At 63.0% G+C, this 17,100-nt stretch carries 15 protein-coding genes and 1 other RNA gene; 2 read left to right on the forward strand and 14 right to left on the reverse strand.

Features of this window, described 5'->3' with window-relative positions; all coding sequences use genetic code 11:
* Window positions 1-5 precede the first annotated feature (5 nt).
* The 14 genes from B3C1_RS12485 to rsmI form a co-directional block, all read right to left on the reverse strand.
* Window positions 6-905: a D-alanine--D-alanine ligase gene (locus tag B3C1_RS12485; protein ID WP_008485221.1), complete on the reverse strand. Its 900-nt coding sequence runs from the start codon at window positions 903-905 to the stop codon at window positions 6-8.
* Entirely contained in the window at window positions 902-2,299 is a 1,398-nt protein-coding gene (murC, locus tag B3C1_RS12490; RefSeq protein WP_008485222.1) for a UDP-N-acetylmuramate--L-alanine ligase, read from the reverse strand. The genes B3C1_RS12485 and murC overlap by 4 nt, the downstream gene beginning before the upstream one ends.
* A gap of 14 nt (window positions 2,300-2,313) precedes the next feature.
* Window positions 2,314-3,378: an undecaprenyldiphospho-muramoylpentapeptide beta-N-acetylglucosaminyltransferase gene (murG, locus tag B3C1_RS12495; RefSeq protein ID WP_008485223.1), complete on the reverse strand. Its 1,065-nt coding sequence runs from the start codon at window positions 3,376-3,378 to the stop codon at window positions 2,314-2,316.
* Entirely contained in the window at window positions 3,375-4,544 is a 1,170-nt protein-coding gene (gene ftsW, locus B3C1_RS12500; protein ID WP_008485224.1) for a cell division protein FtsW, read from the reverse strand. Before ftsW ends, murG begins: the two co-directional genes overlap by 4 nt.
* Window positions 4,541-5,788, reverse strand: coding sequence for a UDP-N-acetylmuramoyl-L-alanine--D-glutamate ligase (gene murD / locus B3C1_RS12505; RefSeq protein WP_008485225.1), 1,248 nt, complete (start codon window positions 5,786-5,788; stop codon window positions 4,541-4,543). Before murD ends, ftsW begins: the two co-directional genes overlap by 4 nt.
* Window positions 5,788-6,867 (reverse strand): phospho-N-acetylmuramoyl-pentapeptide-transferase, encoded by a 1,080-nt coding sequence (mraY, locus tag B3C1_RS12510; protein WP_008485226.1) that lies wholly within the window; start codon window positions 6,865-6,867, stop codon window positions 5,788-5,790. The genes murD and mraY overlap by 1 nt, the downstream gene beginning before the upstream one ends.
* A complete protein-coding gene (locus B3C1_RS12515) occupies window positions 6,861-8,240 on the reverse strand; it encodes a UDP-N-acetylmuramoyl-tripeptide--D-alanyl-D-alanine ligase (protein WP_008485227.1) in 1,380 nt (459 codons plus the stop codon). The genes mraY and B3C1_RS12515 overlap by 7 nt, the downstream gene beginning before the upstream one ends.
* Entirely contained in the window at window positions 8,234-9,715 is a 1,482-nt protein-coding gene (murE, locus tag B3C1_RS12520) for a UDP-N-acetylmuramoyl-L-alanyl-D-glutamate--2,6-diaminopimelate ligase (protein WP_008485229.1), read from the reverse strand. Before murE ends, B3C1_RS12515 begins: the two co-directional genes overlap by 7 nt.
* Complete coding sequence (locus B3C1_RS12525; RefSeq protein ID WP_008485230.1) at window positions 9,708-11,453, reverse strand: peptidoglycan glycosyltransferase FtsI; 1,746 nt, start codon at window positions 11,451-11,453, stop codon at window positions 9,708-9,710. The genes murE and B3C1_RS12525 overlap by 8 nt, the downstream gene beginning before the upstream one ends.
* On the reverse strand, window positions 11,450-11,764 hold the full coding sequence (ftsL, locus tag B3C1_RS12530; protein ID WP_008485231.1) for a cell division protein FtsL: 315 nt from the start codon (window positions 11,762-11,764) through the stop codon (window positions 11,450-11,452). Before ftsL ends, B3C1_RS12525 begins: the two co-directional genes overlap by 4 nt.
* Window positions 11,757-12,695: a 16S rRNA (cytosine(1402)-N(4))-methyltransferase RsmH gene (gene rsmH / locus B3C1_RS12535; protein WP_008485232.1), complete on the reverse strand. Its 939-nt coding sequence runs from the start codon at window positions 12,693-12,695 to the stop codon at window positions 11,757-11,759. The genes ftsL and rsmH overlap by 8 nt, the downstream gene beginning before the upstream one ends.
* A complete protein-coding gene (gene mraZ / locus B3C1_RS12540; RefSeq protein WP_008485233.1) occupies window positions 12,692-13,150 on the reverse strand; it encodes a division/cell wall cluster transcriptional repressor MraZ in 459 nt (152 codons plus the stop codon). Before mraZ ends, rsmH begins: the two co-directional genes overlap by 4 nt.
* Window positions 13,151-13,655: 505 nt before the next feature.
* Window positions 13,656-14,015, reverse strand: an RNA gene (gene rnpB / locus B3C1_RS19440) — RNase P RNA component class A.
* A gap of 28 nt (window positions 14,016-14,043) precedes the next feature.
* On the reverse strand, window positions 14,044-14,877 hold the full coding sequence (gene rsmI / locus B3C1_RS12545) for a 16S rRNA (cytidine(1402)-2'-O)-methyltransferase (protein ID WP_008485234.1): 834 nt from the start codon (window positions 14,875-14,877) through the stop codon (window positions 14,044-14,046).
* 77 nt (window positions 14,878-14,954) lie between these two features.
* Between rsmI and B3C1_RS12550 the strand changes: the two genes are divergently transcribed.
* Both B3C1_RS12550 and B3C1_RS12555 read left to right on the forward strand, forming a co-directional pair.
* Window positions 14,955-16,775, forward strand: a complete 1,821-nt coding sequence (locus B3C1_RS12550) for a penicillin-binding protein activator (protein ID WP_083858329.1) — start codon at window positions 14,955-14,957, stop codon at window positions 16,773-16,775.
* Window positions 16,726-17,097: a YraN family protein gene (locus B3C1_RS12555; RefSeq protein ID WP_035482088.1), complete on the forward strand. Its 372-nt coding sequence runs from the start codon at window positions 16,726-16,728 to the stop codon at window positions 17,095-17,097. The genes B3C1_RS12550 and B3C1_RS12555 overlap by 50 nt, the downstream gene beginning before the upstream one ends.
* Window positions 17,098-17,100 lie beyond the last annotated feature (3 nt).

The raw sequence follows: 17,100 nt of genomic DNA on the forward strand, positions 1-17,100 counted from the left end.
ACCCCTTAACGCGCTGCGGCCAGGATGCGGCAAACCAGGGTAGAAAAATCCAGCCCTGTGGCGGCGGCCGCCTTGGGTACCAGGCTCTTCTCGGTCATGCCCGGCACCGTGTTCACTTCCAGCAACTGGAATTGACCGTGCTCGTCGAGCATGGCATCCACCCGGCCCCATCCTTCGGCGCCCACGGCGTCAAACGCCTTGAGGGCCATCGCCTTGAGGGCCTCTTCCTGGTCGGCTGGCAGGCCACAGGGGATGAGATACTGGGTGGTATTGGATTTGTATTTGGCGTCGTAGTCGTAGAAGCCGTTGGGGGTCTTCATCTGAATGACCGGCAGCGGCTGGCCATCGAGGATACCGACAGTAAATTCGGGGCCGCTGATCCAGCGCTCGACCAGCACCACATCGTCCAGGGCCTCAGCCTCGGCGACGGCGTCCTTGAGTTCCTGGACAGTGCTGGCCTTTTTCATGCCGATGCTCGAGCCTTCCCGCGAGGGTTTGACCATCACCGGGCCGGTCATGATATCAGCGGCCAATTGGTCATCCAACAACCCTTTATGAATGATCCAGAAATCGGCGGTGGGCAGCCCCAGGCTTTGCCAGATCTGCTTGGTACGCACCTTGTCCATGGCCAAGGCCGAGCCCAGCACCCTGCTACCTGTGTAGGGGATCTGCAACCACTCCAGGGCCCCTTGCACTGTGCCGTCTTCACCGCCACGACCATGCAGGGCGATAAAGACCTTGTCGAAGCCGTCCCGGTGCAAATCTTCCAGGGGGCGCTCGGCCGGGTCAAAGGCGTGGGCGTCGATGCCACCGGCCAGCAGGCCGCGCAGCACGGCCTGCCCGGACAGCAGGGAGATCTCGCGCTCGGCGGAATGGCCGCCCAGCAATACCGCGACCTTGCTCATGCTTGCACCTCCAGGCCGGCGTCGGCCAGGCGCTTGGCCAGGCCACCGACGTTACCGGCGCCCTGGGTAATGACCAGGTCGCCGTCCGCCAGCAGTTCATGCAGCACCTTGGGCACATCGTCCAGGCTGGACACGAACACCGGCTCGAGCTTGGAACGGGAGCGGATGGTACGGCACAGGGAGCGGCTGTCGGCCCCGGCTATGGGTTGTTCGCCGGCGCTGTAGACATCCAGCATCACCAGGGCGTCCACCTGGCTCAGCACCTCGGCGAAATCTTCGTAAAGGTCGCGGGTACGGCTGTAACGGTGGGGTTGGAACACCATCACCAGGCGTTTGTCGGGCCAGCCGGCGCGGGCGGCCTTGATGGTGACATCCACCTCGGAGGGGTGGTGGCCGTAGTCGTCCACCAGCATCACCTTGCCTTTACTGGTGGCAAAGTCGCCGTAGTGCTGGAAGCGGCGGCCTATGCCCTGGAACTTGGCCAGGGCTGCCTGGATGGCGGCGTCGCTGATGCCAAGGTCGGTGGCGATGGCAATGGCGGCTAAGGCGTTCTGGGCGTTGTGGCGCCCCGGCAGGTTCAGGGTCACCTGCAAGGGGTCGTGACCGGCCCTTTCCACCACGAAGCGGCTCTGGTTGGCGCTCTGGGTGAAGTCGCGGCCTTTGACGTCGGCTTCTTCGGCAAAACCGTAGGTAATGTACTGGCGGCCCAGTTCCGCCGTGGCCAGGCTGCGCACCACCTCGTCGTCGATACAGAGTACCGCCAGGCCGTAGAACGGCAGGTTGTGCAGGAAATCGACGAAGGTGGCCTTGAGCTTTTCAAAGTCGCCACCGTAGGTGTCCATGTGGTCCGGCTCGATGTTGGTCACCACCGACATCAAGGGCTGCAGGTGCAGGAAAGAAGCATCGGACTCGTCGGCTTCGGCCACCAGATAGTTGCCGGTACCCAGACGGGCATTGGTGCCATGGGAGTTGAGCTTGCCGCCGATAACGAAGGTCGGGTCCAGGCCCCCTTCGAACAGCAGGCTGGATACCAGGCTGGTGGTGGTGGTTTTACCGTGGGTACCGGCCACGGCGATGCCTTGGCGAAAGCGCATCAGCTCAGCCAACATTTCGGCGCGGCGCACCACCGGAATACGGCGCTCGCGGGCGGCCAGCACTTCCGGGTTGTCGGCCTTGATGGCGGTAGATACCACCACCACAGAGGCGCCGTCCACCTGCTCGGCCTTGTGCTCGGGCCAGATGGTAGCCCCCAGGCTTTCAAGGCGTTCGGTGACGGCATTGCGGCTCAGGTCGGAGCCGGTGATTTGATACCCCTCGCCCAGCAGGACTTCAGCAATACCCCCCATACCGGCACCACCGATGCCGACAAAGTGGATTCGCTCAACGCGGCGCATAGGGCCAGTTCTGGTCATACTCTTTCACTCTTGTCTACGCCGGCCAATTGCCGGCACACCGAGGCCACCGCCTCGGTTGCGTCTGGTTTGGCTTGGCGCTGGGCGGCGATGCCCATCTGCGCCAATTGTTCAGGGTCGTCGCTCCACTCCCGCAACAGGGAGGCCACGCGCTCGACCGTCATCTCGCCCTGGGGCAACAGTACGCCCCCCTGATGCTCGGTCAGGAAACGGGCGTTTTGGGTTTGGTGATCGTCCACGGCGCTGGGCAGCGGCACCAAAATGGAGGGCAGGCCCACGGCGGCCAGCTCGGACACCGTCAAGGCGCCGGCCCGGCAGATCACCAGATCCGCCCAGCCATAGGCAGCGGCCATGTCGTCCACGAAATCCGACACCTGGGCACTGATGCCCAGCTCGTCGTAGCGTTTCTGCACCCCTTCGCTGCGGCCCTTGCCGGTCTGGTGGAAGATATCCAGGGGGCAATGGGCCTTGGCAAAGGCCTTGGGCAGCACTTCGTTAAAGACCTGGGCGCCCAGGCTGCCCCCTATCACCAGTACCCGAAGCGGGCCCTGGTGGGATTGGCGTTTGATCTTGAACAGCAGTTCACGGATCGGGTTACCCACCACAGGCGCCTGGTCAAAGGCACCGGGGAATGCCTGCAGCACCTGGTTGGCCACCTTGGCCAGGTACCTGTTGGTGACACCGCTAACGGCGTTTTGTTCATGGAGCACCAGAGGAATGCCCCGCAACTTGGCGGCTATGCCCCCCGGACCGGCGGCAAAGCCCCCCATACCCAGCACCACTGAGGGTTTGAGCCGGCCAAACAGCACCCAGGCGTCGAAGATGGCTTTCACCAGCTTGAAGGGGGTGACCAGCAGGCGCTTGAGGCCGTTGCCACGCACCCCTTGGATGTCCACGAAATGCAGGGGGATATCGTACCTGGGTACTATGTCCGCTTCCATACGGTGCGGCGTGCCCAGCCAATCCACCAGCCAGCCTTCTTTCTGCAGCTGTTGGGCCACGGCCAGGGCCGGGAAGATATGGCCGCCGGTGCCACCCGCCATTACCATCAGACGTTTCATGACCGGCCTCCGCTGGCTTGCTGGCCGGCAAGGCGGCCTTCGTGATCGATACGGACCAGCACCATCAGGGCTATGGTCATGATCCAGAGGCTCGAGCCCCCGTAGCTGACCAGGGGCATGGTCAGGCCCTTGGTGGGGAAGGCGCCGGCGGCCACCCCCAGGTTCACCGCCGTCTGGAAGGCAACCCAGATGGCGATGGCGTAGGCAAAGAAGCCTTCGAAAAACCGTTCGTTGGCCATGGCGTCCCGGCCGATGCGCAGCGCCCGCAGCACCACCCAGAAGATGACCGCCATCAGCGCCACTATGGCCAAAAAGCCCAGCTCTTCGGCCACCACCGCCATGATGAAGTCGGTATGGGCTTCCGGCAGGTACTCCATCTTGAGGATGGAGTTGCCCAGGCCCTGGCCGGTCAGGCCGCCCCGGCCAAAGGCCATCAGCGATTGGGTCAGCTGGTAGCCGGTACCGAAGGGGTCGGCCCAGGGGTCGAGGAAGCCGGTCACCCGCTTCATGCGGTAGGGCTCCATGACGATCAGCAGCACCAGGGCGGCAACCCCCATGATGATCATGCCGATAAACTGCCAAACCCTGGCCCCGGCCAGGAACAACAGGCCAAGGGTGGTGACCAGCATCACCACCACGGTACCGAGATCGGGCTGGGCCAGCAGGAACAGCGCCATCAGGAAGAACACGCCAAGGGGCTTCAAGAAACCCACCAGGTTTTCACGCACTTCCTGGTGGCGACGCACCAGGTAACCGGCCAGGTAGGCAAAGAGGAACAGCTTGGCCGGTTCCGCCGCCTGCAGGTTGATGGGACCAAAGGCTATCCAGCGGGTGGCGCCATTGACATTGCGCCCCACCACCAGCACCGCCAGCAGCAGCCCCAGGGCCAACAGCAGCAGGTAGCCGTTGTAACGGGCCCAGACATGGATGGGGACCTGCAAGGTGATCACCGCCAATACCAGGGCCCCCACCACAAAGATGGTTTCCTTGTTGATGATATAGAAAGGGTTGCCGGTCAGGCGGGTGGCCTCTGGCATGGACGCGGACGCTATCATCACCCAGCCGAACGCCATCAGTGAGAAGATCACCATCAGCAACGGCTTGTCGTAAAGGGCCGTCTGGGGCGCCTTTTCGGCAAAGAAGCGTTCGCGCAAGGCCGCTATCATAGGGCCTCCACCAGTTCCCGAAAGCGCTGGCCCCGGGCTTCAAAGTTCTGGAACTGATCCAGGCTGGCGCAGGCCGGTGACAACAGCACTAGGTCGCCGGCCTTGGCCAGGCTGGCCGCCAACGGCAGGGCCTGATCCAGGTTGTCCACCTGGTGGCTGTGCTCGCTAAGGGCCGCCAGGGCCTGGGCGTCTTTGCCAAAGCAGATCAGCTCCCTGACCTTGCCCATCTTGGCCTTGAGGGGGTTCAGGTCGGCACCTTTGGCGTCACCACCGGCCAGCAGAATGATGTCCCCTTCCAGGTCGGCAAAGCCGTCCAGGGCCGCTTCGGTGGACCCCAGGTTGGTGGCCTTGGAGTCGTTGACGTAGCGCACCCCGTCCTTGACCGCCACGCTTTCACAGCGGTGGGGCAAACCGGGATAGCTGCGCAGGCTGTCGAGCATGGCACTCATGGGAATGTTGGCGGCCTTGCCAAGGGCCAGGGCCGCCAGGGCGTTGTAATGGTTGTGGCGCCCCAACAGGCGTACGTCGCTGGCTTTGAGCAGCTGCTCCTCGCCATGCATCAACCAGCCGTCGCTGAGGTGGAAATCCCCCTGGCTACCGAAACTGACCCCTTCCCCTGCCGGGCTGGTGGCGGCGTCGTCACTGTTGTAGACGCAGACCTTGGCACCGTCGTAGATACGGTGTTTGGCTGCGCCGTACTCCGCCATGCCGCCGTACCTGTCCAGATGATCCGGGCTCAGGTTGAGGATGGTGGCGGCCACCGGCTTAAGGCTTTCGGTGGTTTCCAGTTGGAAGCTCGACAGCTCCAGCACATAGAGGGCGGCATTGGCCGGCAAGGCCAGCACCGGCACCCCGATGTTGCCACCCACGGCCACGCGGATGCCGGCCTTGCGGGCCATATCGCCCACCAGGCTGGTGACGGTGCTCTTGCCGTTGGAACCGGTGATGGCCACCACCGGTGCCCGGTTGACCCGGGCAAAGAGTTCCACGTCCCCTATCACTTCGACACCGGCATCCTTGATGGCCGGCAAGTCTTTGGACAGGCCCGGGCTCAGCACCAGGGAATGGCACTTGGACAGCTTGTACCTGTCCAGGGGGCCCAGGGTGGCCTGCACCCCTTCCGGCAGCTCTTTGAGGCCCGGGGGGGCCTCACGGGTATCGAAGGCGTGCACCGCTATGCCCCGCTCGAGGAGCCAACGGATAGTGGCGATACCGCTCAGTCCTAAACCCACTACGCCAATCATTACCGCACCTTCAGGGTTGCCAGGCCGATCAGCACCAGGATCAGGGAGATGATCCAGAAACGGACTATCACCCTGGGCTCAGGCCAGCCTTTGAGTTCAAAATGGTGGTGGATAGGCGCCATGCGGAAGATCCGCTGGCCCCGCAGTTTGTAGGACCCCACCTGCAAAATCACCGACACCGTCTCCATCACGAAGACGCCGCCCATGATCACCAGCAGGATCTCCTGGCGCACCAGCACGGCGATGATGCCAAGGGTGCCGCCCAGGGCCAGGGAGCCCACGTCGCCCATAAAGACCTGGGCCGGGTAAGTGTTGAACCAGAGAAAACCCAAGCCGGCGCCCACCAGGGCGGTGCAGAGGATCACCAGCTCCGAAGCCTGGGGCACATAGGGAATATGCAGGTAGGCGGCGAAGTTGACGTTACCGGTGAGGTAGGCAATGAGGGCAAAGGCCGCTGCCACCATAACGGTGGGCATGATGGCCAGGCCGTCCAAGCCGTCGGTAAGGTTGACCGCGTTGGAGGTCCCCACCATCACGAAATAGGTCAGGATGATGTAGAAGAGCCCGAGCTGGGGCATCACGTCCTTGAGGAAGGGCAGCACCAGCTGGGTTTCTTCAGGCTTGGCCTGGATATAGAGGAACACCGCCACCGCCAAGGCAATCACCGACTGCCAAAAATACTTCCAGCGGGCGATAAGGCCTTTGGGGTCCTTGCGCACCACTTTGCGGTAGTCGTCCACGAAGCCGATGATGCCGTAGGACAGCAGCACGAACAGCACCACCCACACATAGCTGTTGGAGAGATCCGCCCACAGCAGGCCGGCGATGGACACCGACAGCAGGATCATGATACCGCCCATGGTGGGGGTACCGGACTTGGACAGGTGCGACTGGGGGCCATCGTCGCGGACCGTTTGGCCCACTTGCAGCCTGACCAGGGCCTTGATCAGGCGCGGCCCCATGTAGACCGACAGCAACAGCGCGGTCAGGGCACTCAAGATGGCCCTGAAGGTCAGGTAAGAAAAGACGTTGAACCCAGAAATGTACTGGGTAAGGTATTCGGCGAGCCAGACTAACATGCCATCCCCTGTGGGGCAGCCAGTCGGCTTGCCGCAATCAAATCCACAACCAATTCCATACGCGAACTTCGCGCTCCTTTCACCAGAATGCTGACCTCGGCTGCTTCGTCTGCCAAGGCCTGCACGAGGCTGCTGACCAGCGCCTCTCTATTGTCGTAATGCCCGGCTCCCAGGCCGAAGGCGTCACTCGCCGCTTGGCTCAGTACGCCCAAGGTGAAAAGGTTGTCGATCCCCGCTGCCTTGGCGTAATGGCCCAGTTCAGCGTGGTAGTGCCGGGCTCTCTCCCCCAGTTCGCCCAGATCCCCAAGGACCAGCACCCGGCGGCCTTGGTAACGGCTTAGGGTGTCTATGGCGGCCCGCACCGCCCCGACCGAGGCGTTGTAGGTGTCGTCGATCAAGCGATCTTTGCGACCAAGGGTACGGATATTGAGGCGACCGGGCACAGGTTGAACCTGAGCCAGGCCGGCGACGATGGTAGCCCCGTCCACCCCCAACGCCAGGGCGCAGGCGGCAGCGGCCATGGCATTGTTGACGTTGTGCAGCCCCGGCAGCGGCATGGTCACCGCCAACTGCTGGTCTTTGAGCTTGAGGGTAAAGCGGCTACCGGCGTCCAGGCTGTCTTGGATATCGGTGGCGCTGATGTCGGCCCCGGCCTTGAAACCGAAGGTCAGTACCTCTTTGTCCTTGAGCTGGGCCAGCCAGTCGGGGGCAAAGTCGTCGTCCAGGTTGACCACCGCCACCCCATTCTTGGCCAGAGGGCCGTAGATCTCGCCCTTGGCCCGGGCTATGCCGGCCAGGGTGCCAAAACCCTGCAGGTGGGTCGGGGCCACGTTGTTGACCAGGGCCACATCGGCCTGGACCAGGGAGGCGGTGTAGGCGATCTCCCCTTCGTGGTTGGCACCCAGCTCGAAGACGCCGTACTGGTGGCTCGGCTCCAGGCGCAGCAGGGTCAGGGGTACGCCGATGTCGTTGTTGAAGTTGCCTTTGGTGGCCAGCACCGGCCCTTTGAGGGCCAGGATGGCGGCCAGCATTTCCTTGACCGTGGTCTTGCCGCAAGAGCCGGTCAGGGCGGCGCTCTTGGGAGCGACCTTTTCCTTGATGTACTGGCCCAGGCGACCCAAGGCCAGGCGGGTGTCCTTGACCAGGATCTGCGGCTGGGCGCTGTCTACCGGGCGGCTGACCAGCAGGGCGGCGGCCTGGTGGGCATTTTCGATAAAATCATGGGCGTCGAAACGCTCACCCTTGAGGGCGATAAACAACTCGCCGCCGCAAAGGTTTCGGGTGTCGGTGCTGATGCGGTCTATGACCAGATCCTGGCCAAGCAGTTGGCCTTCCAGCACCAGTGCGACTTCTGACAGGGGCATTTTCAGCATGACGCCTCCTCGTCCAGCACGCGCTGAACTTCCTCGATATCACTGAAGGGCAGACGCTGGCCCCGGATCTCCTGGTAGTCCTCATGGCCCTTACCGGCGATGAGCACCACATCCTGGGGAGCGGCCTGCATGATGGCTTGGCGGATGGCGTCCCGGCGGTCGGCCACCACTTGCATGGCGTCACCATAATCCTTACCGGCCAACATCTGCTGAATGATGTCCATAACCCCTTCTGAGCGCGGATTATCGGCGGTGATCACCCCGACATCGGCGCATTTATTGACCGCTTGTGTCATCAGCGGACGCTTGCCCGGATCCCGGTCGCCGCCACAGCCGAACACACACCACAATTTGCCCTTGGTATGGGGGCGCAGGGCGGTCAGGGCCGCTTCCAAAGCATCCGGGGTATGGGCATAGTCCACCACCACCTGGGGCCGGCCGGGCCGTTCAAAGGCCTGCATCCGCCCGGTCACCGGCTTGACCGTGGTGGCGGCGGCGCACAGGGACTGCAGATCCAGCCCCAGGGCCAGGCCGGCGGCGATGGCCGCCAACAGGTTGGACAGGTTGAAGATGCCCAGCAGCGGCGAGGCCAGCTCGGCTTCACCGAAACTGCCCAGCACCTTGGCCCGCACTCCGCCCAGATGGGGGCGGACCTGGGTCACATAAAGCACCTGGTCGGCGATGCCGGCATCCAGGGGTGACAGGCTATAGGCGATGGTGTGCTGGCGGCCTTTGCGCTCGCGCAGCCAGGCCTCACCCAGCTCGTCATCGGCGTTGATCACCGAGGCGCTCAGGGTGGGCCAGTCAAAGAGTTGCGCCTTGGCGGCGGCATAGGCCCCCAGGGTACCGTGGTAATCCAGATGGTCGCGGCTGAGGTTGGTAAACACCGCCACTTTGAAGGGCACAGCGCTGACCCGCCCCTGGGTCAGGGCATGGCTGGACACTTCCATGGCGGCCAGCTCACAGCCCTGTTGGTGCAGCTGGGCCAAGGTGGTGGCCACGCTAACGGCGTCCGGGGTGGTATTGAGGCCCGCCGCCAGGGCGCCGAAACGGCCGGTACCCAGGGTGCCGATAATGCCGCTGGGTTGACCCAACTTGTCGCACAACTGGGCCAGCAACTGGGAGGTGGTGGTCTTGCCGTTAGTGCCGGTAATGCCTACCGGGGCTATGGCCGGTTCCCCCACAAAACGCCAGGCGATGGCCGACAGCCGGCGCCGCAGATCCGGCAGGGTGACCAGGGGCACCGAGTCGCGCCAGACCAGGGCCAGGCTATCCCCTTCGGCCAGTACTGCACTGGCCCCTTGGGCCAGTGCATTGTCGATAAAGTCGCGGCCGTCCACCTGGTGGCCGGGAATGGCCACAAACAGGCTGCCGGGGCCGGCCTTGCGGGAGTCCAACACCAGGGATTGGACTGGGGTGTCGGCGTCGATATCGCACCAGGGCGACAGCAGTTGGTTCAGATGCCAATTAACCACGAGGCACCTCCTTATCCACTGCGGCAACCCGCATGTCCGGGGTAATGGCGTCCGGCATCACATTGAGCAGCGATAGGGCACCGCCCATAACGCTCGAGAACACCGGCGCTGCCACTTCCGAGCCGTAATACTGGTCACCGCTGGGTTCGTTGATCATCACAACTATGGCCAACTTGGGGTTGGACACCGGGGCAACCCCGGCAAAGCTGGCCACATATTCATTGCCGTAGCCACCGGCCACCGCCTTGCGGGCGGTGCCGGTCTTGCCCGCTACCCGGTAGCCCGGTACGGCCGCGACTGTGGCGGTACCGCCTGGCCTCACCACCGACTCCATCATGTGCAGCACTTCCCTGGCCACCTTGGGCTTGACCACCTGCTCGGCGGTAGGCTGGGGCAGGCCCTTGATGATGGACAGGGGCAGGCGCCGGCCTTCGTTACCCAGAGTGGCGTAGGCACGGGCCAGCTGCACCGGGGTCACGCTGATGGAATAGCCAAAGGCCAGGGTGGCCAGTTCGAATTCGGACCAGCGCGGCCTGTCGTATTTGAAGATGCCGCTGGACTCGCCCACCAGGTCGATACCGGTTTCGGAGCCGAAGCCAAACTTGGTGAAGGTGCCCAGCAGCTCGTCTTTGGAAATGGACAGGGCCAGCTTGGCGATGCCCATGTTGGAGGACTTCTCGATAATGGTGGTGAGGTCTATGACCCCCAGGTTGCGATGGTCCTTGACCCGGCGGCCACCCAGGCGCATCCAGCCCGGATTGGTGTCAATCTTCTGGTCAGGCTTGACGGCGCCGGCGTCCAGGGCCGCCATCATGGCCAGGGGTTTGGCGGTGGAGCCGGGTTCGAAGACGTCGGTAATGGCACGGTTGCGCAGCTGATAGGTTTTGACGTCACTGCGGTTATTGGGGTTGTAGGAGGGCACATTGGCCATGGCCAGCACTTCCCCCGTGGCTACGTCCACCACCACCACCGAACCGCTGGTGGCTTCGAAATAGTTGACCGTCTTTTTCAGCTCCCGATAGGCCAGGGCCTGAATGCGCTGGTCTATGGTGAGCTGGATGTCCTGGGGCTTTTCCGCCACCTGCAGGGTACCGAGGGACTCCACCACCCGGCCAAGGCCGTCCTTGCGTACCTGGCGTTTGCCGGGCAGGCCGGTCAGCAGGTCGTCATAGGTGCGCTCTATGCCTTCCAGGCCATGGTCGTCGATGTTGGTGAAACCGATCAGGTGGGCATCCACTTCCCCTGTGGGGTAGTAGCGTTTGGATTCGCGCTTGAGGCCGATACCGGGGATCTTCAGGGCCTTGACGTAGTGGGCCATGGCCGGGGTGACCTGGCGCTGCAGGTAGACAAAGCGGCGCTTGGGGTCGGCGCTGATCTTACCCATCAGTTCCTTGGCATCGCCCCCCAGCACTTCCGCCAGGGCCTGCCAACGGCGTTTGTCCTGCAGGCCGCCTTTTTCCAGTACCACCTTGGGGTCGGCGTAGATGGCATCCACCGGCACCGACACCGCCAGCTCCTCGCCGTTACGGTCGGTGATGATGCCCCTTGGTACCTGGGTAGAGGTGACCCGCAGTGAACGCAGGTCCCCCTGCTGGCGCAGACGGTCGGGGGAGATGACTTGGATATAGGCAGCACGCACCACCAGCGCCGTGAAGACGGCGCCCATCAGGACGATGGCGAACAAGTGGCGCCAGTTGATGACGCCGGGCTTGACGCGGTTACGTGCGTGCCTGCTCATTTGAGCTCTATGACCTTCTCGTCGGTGCGGGAAACCCGCTTCATGTCCAATTCCCGGCGGGCAATGCCTTCAACCCGGCTGTGTTCACCCAGGGCCCCTTCCTCCAAATTGAGGTGGCGCCATTCCACGTCCAGGTTTTCCCGCTCTACCATCAGCTGCTCTTTGTGGGCGGTGAGCAGCCGGTTGCTCTGGGCCAAGAAGACCACGGCAAATGCCGAGGCGATGACCGCAAAAAAGAGCAAAAGCAGCCACTTGGACTGCCACACTTCCGCCAGGATGATCTCAACCAGCTTGGGTTGGCGATCAGCCATATGCGGCCTCGGTGCGCTCGGCTACCCGCAGCACCGAACTGCGGGCCCTGGGATTGACCTGGGTTTCTTCCTCACCGGGGAAAATGGCCTTGCCCACCGCCTTGAGTTTTTTGTGGTGCTTGAGCTGGTCCTGGGTTACCGGCAGGCCGGGGGGCAGCTCTGGGCCCTTTTCCTGGGCACGGATAAACTGTTTGACCAGCCTGTCTTCCAGGCTGTGAAAGCTGATCACCGCCAGCCGGCCGCCGGTAGCCAGCACCTTGAGGGCACCATCCAGGGCGGTTTTCACCTCGTCTAGCTCGCTGTTGACATAGATGCGGATGGCCTGAAAGGAGCGGGTCGCCGGATGCTTGTGCTTTTCCTTAACAGGAGCGGCCTTGGCAATAAGATCGGCCAGTTCGGCGGTGCGGCTTAAGGGCGCCAGGGCACGGCGCTCGACTATGGCCCGGGCGATACGCCGGGCAAAGCGCTCTTCACCGAAGGTTTTCAGCACAAAGGCGATGTCGTCGGCGTCGGCGCGGTTAAGCCAGTCGGCGGCGCTTTCGCCGCTGGTGGGGTCCATGCGCATATCCAGCGGCCCGTCTCGCATAAAGCTAAAGCCGCGCTCGGCGTCGTCCAGCTGCGGGGAAGAAACCCCCAGGTCCAGCAACAGACCGTCCACCTTGCCGCTCAGCCCCAGCTCGTCCAGGTAGCCGGCCAGCCCGGAAAAGGGCCCCTGCACTATGGTAAAGCGCGGGTCGCTGATGGTTTTAGCCTCGGCGATGGCGGCCGGGTCACGGTCGATGGACACCAGGCGGCCATTGGCGCCCAGCTTGGCCAGGATGGCGCGGGAATGGCCTCCCCGGCCGAAGGTACCGTCCACGTACAGGCCGTCCGGCTTTATGGCCAGAGCCTCGATACTTTCATTGAGCAGTACGCTGACGTGTTCGGTCACAGTGAAAAATCCTTCAAGGCGTCGGTCAGCTCTAGCTCGCCGTCTTCGATGGCTGCCATGTCGGCGGCGATCTGTGCTTGCCAGGCCGTATCCGACCAAATTTCAAATTTGTTGAACTGGCCCACCAGCATCACCTTGCCGTCCAGGCCGGCATGATTGCGCAAAGGCCCGGTCACGAGGACCCGGCCCTGGTTATCCAGTTCCAATTCAGTGGCGTGGCCAAGCAGCATGCGCTGCATGCGACGCTCGGCAGGTTTCATGGAAGACAGGCGGCTGAGCTTACGCTCGATGACTTCCCATTCCGCCAGGGGGTAAAGCAGTAGACAAGGCTGGTGGATGTCGATGGTGCAGACCAGTTGGCCGTCGCAATCAGCAATAAGCTGGTCGCGATACCGTTTGGGTATCGCGAGCCGACCCTTGCTGTCGAGGCTCACTTCGCTGGCTCCACGAAACATCGTTCTTATTCCCTTGGGTTAGCAATTTTAACCACAATTTCCCACAATTTCCCACGCTGCCAAGTCTAGGGGGTGGTCTTCAAGCTTGTCAAGCAAGGGAAAAGCCAGTTGTGACGCGGCCTACAGCCATTTTACAAGGCGCTGAAAAGCAAGTGGTTTAAGGGCTGTAGCCAGATTGCCTACCAGGGCTGAACGCCCGTTAAATGAACATTTCCCCAACCGGGGTGGGGAAGAGTGGTAATCAGTCCCACCCTGGTCACCCCACATCACCGCCGACGGGCCAACGGCAATAAAAACGGCAATAAATAAGCCGCCTGTTGGCGGCCTATTTATTTGATGAGTCCGCAGAGCCGGCCTGTAAGCCGGGGCGAACCCCGAAGTCCAAGCACTGCTGGGGCGCGGGTAAGCGCGAGTCTCTGGATGGATGAGCCACCAGAGGTGGTTTCACTCACCGCCCCAAAATAAAAAAGCCGTCCAAAGACGGCTCTCTTATTCGAAATAAAGTCCGCAGAGCCGGCCTGTAAGCCGGGTTCTGTCTTGAACGGCCATTCGTCTAGGCCAGCAATCGCTCACTGGCTCAAGCAACCTACCCGCCCCCCGCGCGGGCCGCGCGTATTGGGGGCCTATTTGGTCTTGCTCCGGGTGGAGTTTACCGTGCCACGAACTGTTGCCAGCCGCGCGGTGCGCTCTTACCGCACCCTTTCACCCTTACCTGTGCACCATCTTGCGATGGGCCATCGGCGGTCTACTCTCTGTTGCACTGGTCGTCGGCTTGCGCCGCCCAGGCGTTACCTGGCACCCTGCCCTATGGAGCCCGGACTTTCCTCCCCCCACCGAGGTGGGCAGCAGCCGTCCGGCCGACTCTGCGGACGCGCAGTATACCTGGGCCGGGCTCAGCCCTCCAGTCCCAGGTTGTAAAGGGCGTTCTTCTTGAGATCAAAAGCCTCTGCTACCAGAGTGGCGGCCTTCTTGCGGGGCAGGTCCTGGGCCAAGGCCATAAAGAGGGTAACAGCGGCCTTGGGCAGGGCATCGGTCTTGGGGGCCGGGGCCACCATCAGCACCATCTCGCCCTTCTGGCGATCGCTGTCTTCCTTAAGCCAGGCCTGGAGCTCGGCGATGCTGGCCCCATGAATGGTCTCGAAGGTCTTGGTCAGTTCCTTGGCCAGCACCACTTGTCGCTCTGGGCCGAACACGCTTTCCATGTCCGCCAGGGTGTCGAGGATGCGCCGGGGCGCCTCGTAGAACACCAGGGTGCGGGGTTCTTCGCTCAACGCTTCCAGTTCGGTGACTCGGGCCCCCTGCTTGGCCGGCAGGAAACCTTCAAAGGCAAAGCGGTCGGTGGGCAGGCCCGATGCCGACAAGGCGGCGATGGCGGCGCAGGGACCAGGCAGGGGTACCACTTTGATGCCCGCTTCCCGGCAGAGGCTGACCAGGGTATAGCCAGGGTCGGAGATCAGCGGCGTACCGGCGTCAGACACCAAAGCCACGTTCAGCCCCCCTTCCAACTTGCCGAGAATAAAGGCCGCCTTTTGCTTCTCGTTGTGGTCGTGCAGGGACTGGGTAGGGGTACGGATGGAAAAATGGTGCAGCAGCTGACCGGTATGGCGGGTATCTTCGGCACAAATAAGGGCCACCTCCCCCAGCACGTTCAGGGCACGTTGGCTGATATCCCCCAAGTTACCCAGGGGCGTGGGGACGATATAAAGGGTGCCTTTGGCTTGATTCACAGGAGTGGGCCCTCTGTTTGTGTCGCTATGGCCCCTCGCATACACTAGGCACAGTTTCAGCGAGGACTTGACGGTAAATGACCAGGATTCTAACACGGAGCGCAGGCCTGCTGTGTCTGGCATTGGTGCTGAGCAGCTGTGCCGGCACCGCACAAAAGGACAATTGGAGCGAAAGGCTTTCCAGCCCCGTTTACCTCAAGGCCAGCGATTACCTCGACAAGGCCCGCCAAGCCGAAGGCAACGCCAAGCTGCTGTGGCAGCTCCAGGCCGGGCGCGCTTACGCCCAAAGCAATGATTGGGCCCGGGTGGACGACGTGCTCAAAGCCCTTGGGGGTCGCCTGACCTTGCCTGAAGCCCAGGCTGCATTGCGCCTGCTGAGCGCCGAGTCGGCCATGGCCAGGGAAGATTACGACCTGGCCGCCCGCCAACTGGAAAATCCCCTACCCCGGGACTTCGAGCCCCAACGGCTGCGCCTAAGCTCCCGCCTGGCCGAGCTGTCCGGGGACGTAGAAGCCCAGTTGCAGGCCCTGGCCGGCCTGGCCCAGGCCAGCGACGACCAGGTTCTGAAACTGCGGGTGGTAGACCGGATCTGGAGCCTGCTGCCCCAGGCCGACGCCGACAAGCTGGACACCAGTTGGGCCCCCTGGTTGACCCTCAAAGAGCTGACCCGGGAAAAACGTGGCCAGGCCCTGAAAGAGGCCATCGCCAGCTGGCAGCAGACCTACGCCGGCAGCCTGCCGGCCCGTTACCTGCCCCAGCCGGTAGAGCAGCTGACCCAGATCACCGATTACCAACCCACCAAGGTGGCGCTGCTGCTGCCCCTGACCGGTAACTTCGCCGCCCAGGGCAAAGCGGTGCGGGACGGCGTGGTGGCAGCCTGGCTCGACAGCGGCCAGCAGGCGCAGTTGATCATCCTGGACAGCGCCAACGACGCCCTGGCCGCCTGGCAGGCCGCCAAGGCCCAAGGCGCCGACATGCTGGTGGGCCCCCTGCTCAGGCCACAAATCGAGGCCCTGCAACAAAGCAGCGCCGTCGACGTGCCCTGGTTGGCCCTGAACCGGGTGTTCAGGCCCGGCTTTGCCGACAATTTCTACTTCGCCCTGGCCCCTGAAGACGAAGCCGCCCAAGCCGCAGAAGAAGCAGTGCAGCGCAACGCCCGCCATCCGCTGCTGATCGGCCTGGACGGCAGCACCAACGCCCGCCAGGCCCAGGCCTTTATCGAACGCTGGCGCCAATACGGCCATAGCGAACCGGTAGACATGCGCCTGTTCGCCAACCGCCAGCAGTTGGAGGCAGGGATCCGCGATGTGCTCAAGATTGAGGACTCCAAGGCCCGCATCCGCCAGGTGCAGGACATACTGGGCCGCCGCCTGGAAGCCGAGGCACGCTCCCGCCGCGACGTAGACTTCCTTTACCTGTTGGGTGAAAGCGAAGAAGTGGGGCTGATGAAAGCCTTTATCGACGTCACCATCAGTCCCTTTGCCGAGCCTATCGCCGCCTATACCTCCTCCCGAGGTCATCCGGATCTGGAAAACCCGGCCGGGCTTAGGGATTTCAACGGTCTGAGCTTCTCGGAAATGCCCTATTTCGTCAGCCAGCAGGGGCCGGCCCTGGCCATGCGCCAATTGCTGACCAAGCAGCGCCCCCAATGGCCTTCCGCCTTGGAACGGCTGTTCGCCATGGGCTATGATGCGGCCCGCTTGTTGCCGCGCATGGCGGCACTGCGGGTCGAAGGGGCCGAGCCAGTGCAGGGCATCTCCGGCAGCATAGGTGTGGACAGCAACGGGGTCATCTACCGCCGTACCAACTGGGTGACCATCAAAAAGGGCAACACCGAGGTACATGACCATGCCATTCCGTCTCTTCCCGAGCCGGACAGCCAAGGGGCGGCATTTTGAACAGGACGCCGAACGCTGGCTAAAGAAGCACGGCCTCCAGCCCGCCGCCCGTAACGTACGCTACCGGGGCGGTGAGTTGGACCTGGTGATGCGTGATGGCGTCTGCTGGGTCTTTATCGAGGTCAAGTACCGCGCCAATGTCAGCCATGGCGGTGCCAGCCATGCCTTGTCGGCGGCCCAACAAGCCAGGCTTTGGCAAAGTGCCCGCCGTTTCCTGGCCGAGCAGGGCCTGAACGAGTGGGACTGCCAGTGCCGCTTTGATGTTGTGATTTATGAAGGCGATCAGGCTCCGCTGTGGATAAAAGGAGCCTTTGCCAGTTAGCGG

It is taken from the genome of Gallaecimonas xiamenensis 3-C-1 (assembly GCF_000299915.1).
In the GTDB taxonomy this organism is placed as follows: domain Bacteria; phylum Pseudomonadota; class Gammaproteobacteria; order Enterobacterales; family Gallaecimonadaceae; genus Gallaecimonas; species Gallaecimonas xiamenensis.

Bases quoted from the DNA above. Each gene is read 5' to 3' on its own strand.
- ftsW (WP_008485224.1), bottom strand. From the start codon at position 4,544: ATGATAGCGGCCTTGCGCGAACGCTTCTTTGCCGAAAAGGCGCCCCAG.
- B3C1_RS12525 (WP_008485230.1), bottom strand. From the start codon at position 11,453: ATGAGCAGGCACGCACGTAACCGCGTCAAGCCCGGCGTCATCAACTGG.
- mraY (WP_008485226.1), bottom strand. From the start codon at position 6,867: ATGTTAGTCTGGCTCGCCGAATACCTTACCCAGTACATTTCTGGGTTC.
- murG (WP_008485223.1), bottom strand. From the start codon at position 3,378: ATGAAACGTCTGATGGTAATGGCGGGTGGCACCGGCGGCCATATCTTC.
- B3C1_RS12485 (WP_008485221.1), bottom strand. From the start codon at position 905: ATGAGCAAGGTCGCGGTATTGCTGGGCGGCCATTCCGCCGAGCGCGAG.
- mraZ (WP_008485233.1), bottom strand. From the start codon at position 13,150: ATGTTTCGTGGAGCCAGCGAAGTGAGCCTCGACAGCAAGGGTCGGCTC.
- murC (WP_008485222.1), bottom strand. From the start codon at position 2,299: ATGCGCCGCGTTGAGCGAATCCACTTTGTCGGCATCGGTGGTGCCGGT.
- ftsL (WP_008485231.1), bottom strand. From the start codon at position 11,764: ATGGCTGATCGCCAACCCAAGCTGGTTGAGATCATCCTGGCGGAAGTG.
- B3C1_RS12555 (WP_035482088.1), top strand. From the start codon at position 16,726: ATGCCATTCCGTCTCTTCCCGAGCCGGACAGCCAAGGGGCGGCATTTT.
- B3C1_RS12515 (WP_008485227.1), bottom strand. From the start codon at position 8,240: ATGCTGAAAATGCCCCTGTCAGAAGTCGCACTGGTGCTGGAAGGCCAA.
- B3C1_RS12550 (WP_083858329.1), top strand. From the start codon at position 14,955: ATGACCAGGATTCTAACACGGAGCGCAGGCCTGCTGTGTCTGGCATTG.
- murD (WP_008485225.1), bottom strand. From the start codon at position 5,788: ATGATTGGCGTAGTGGGTTTAGGACTGAGCGGTATCGCCACTATCCGT.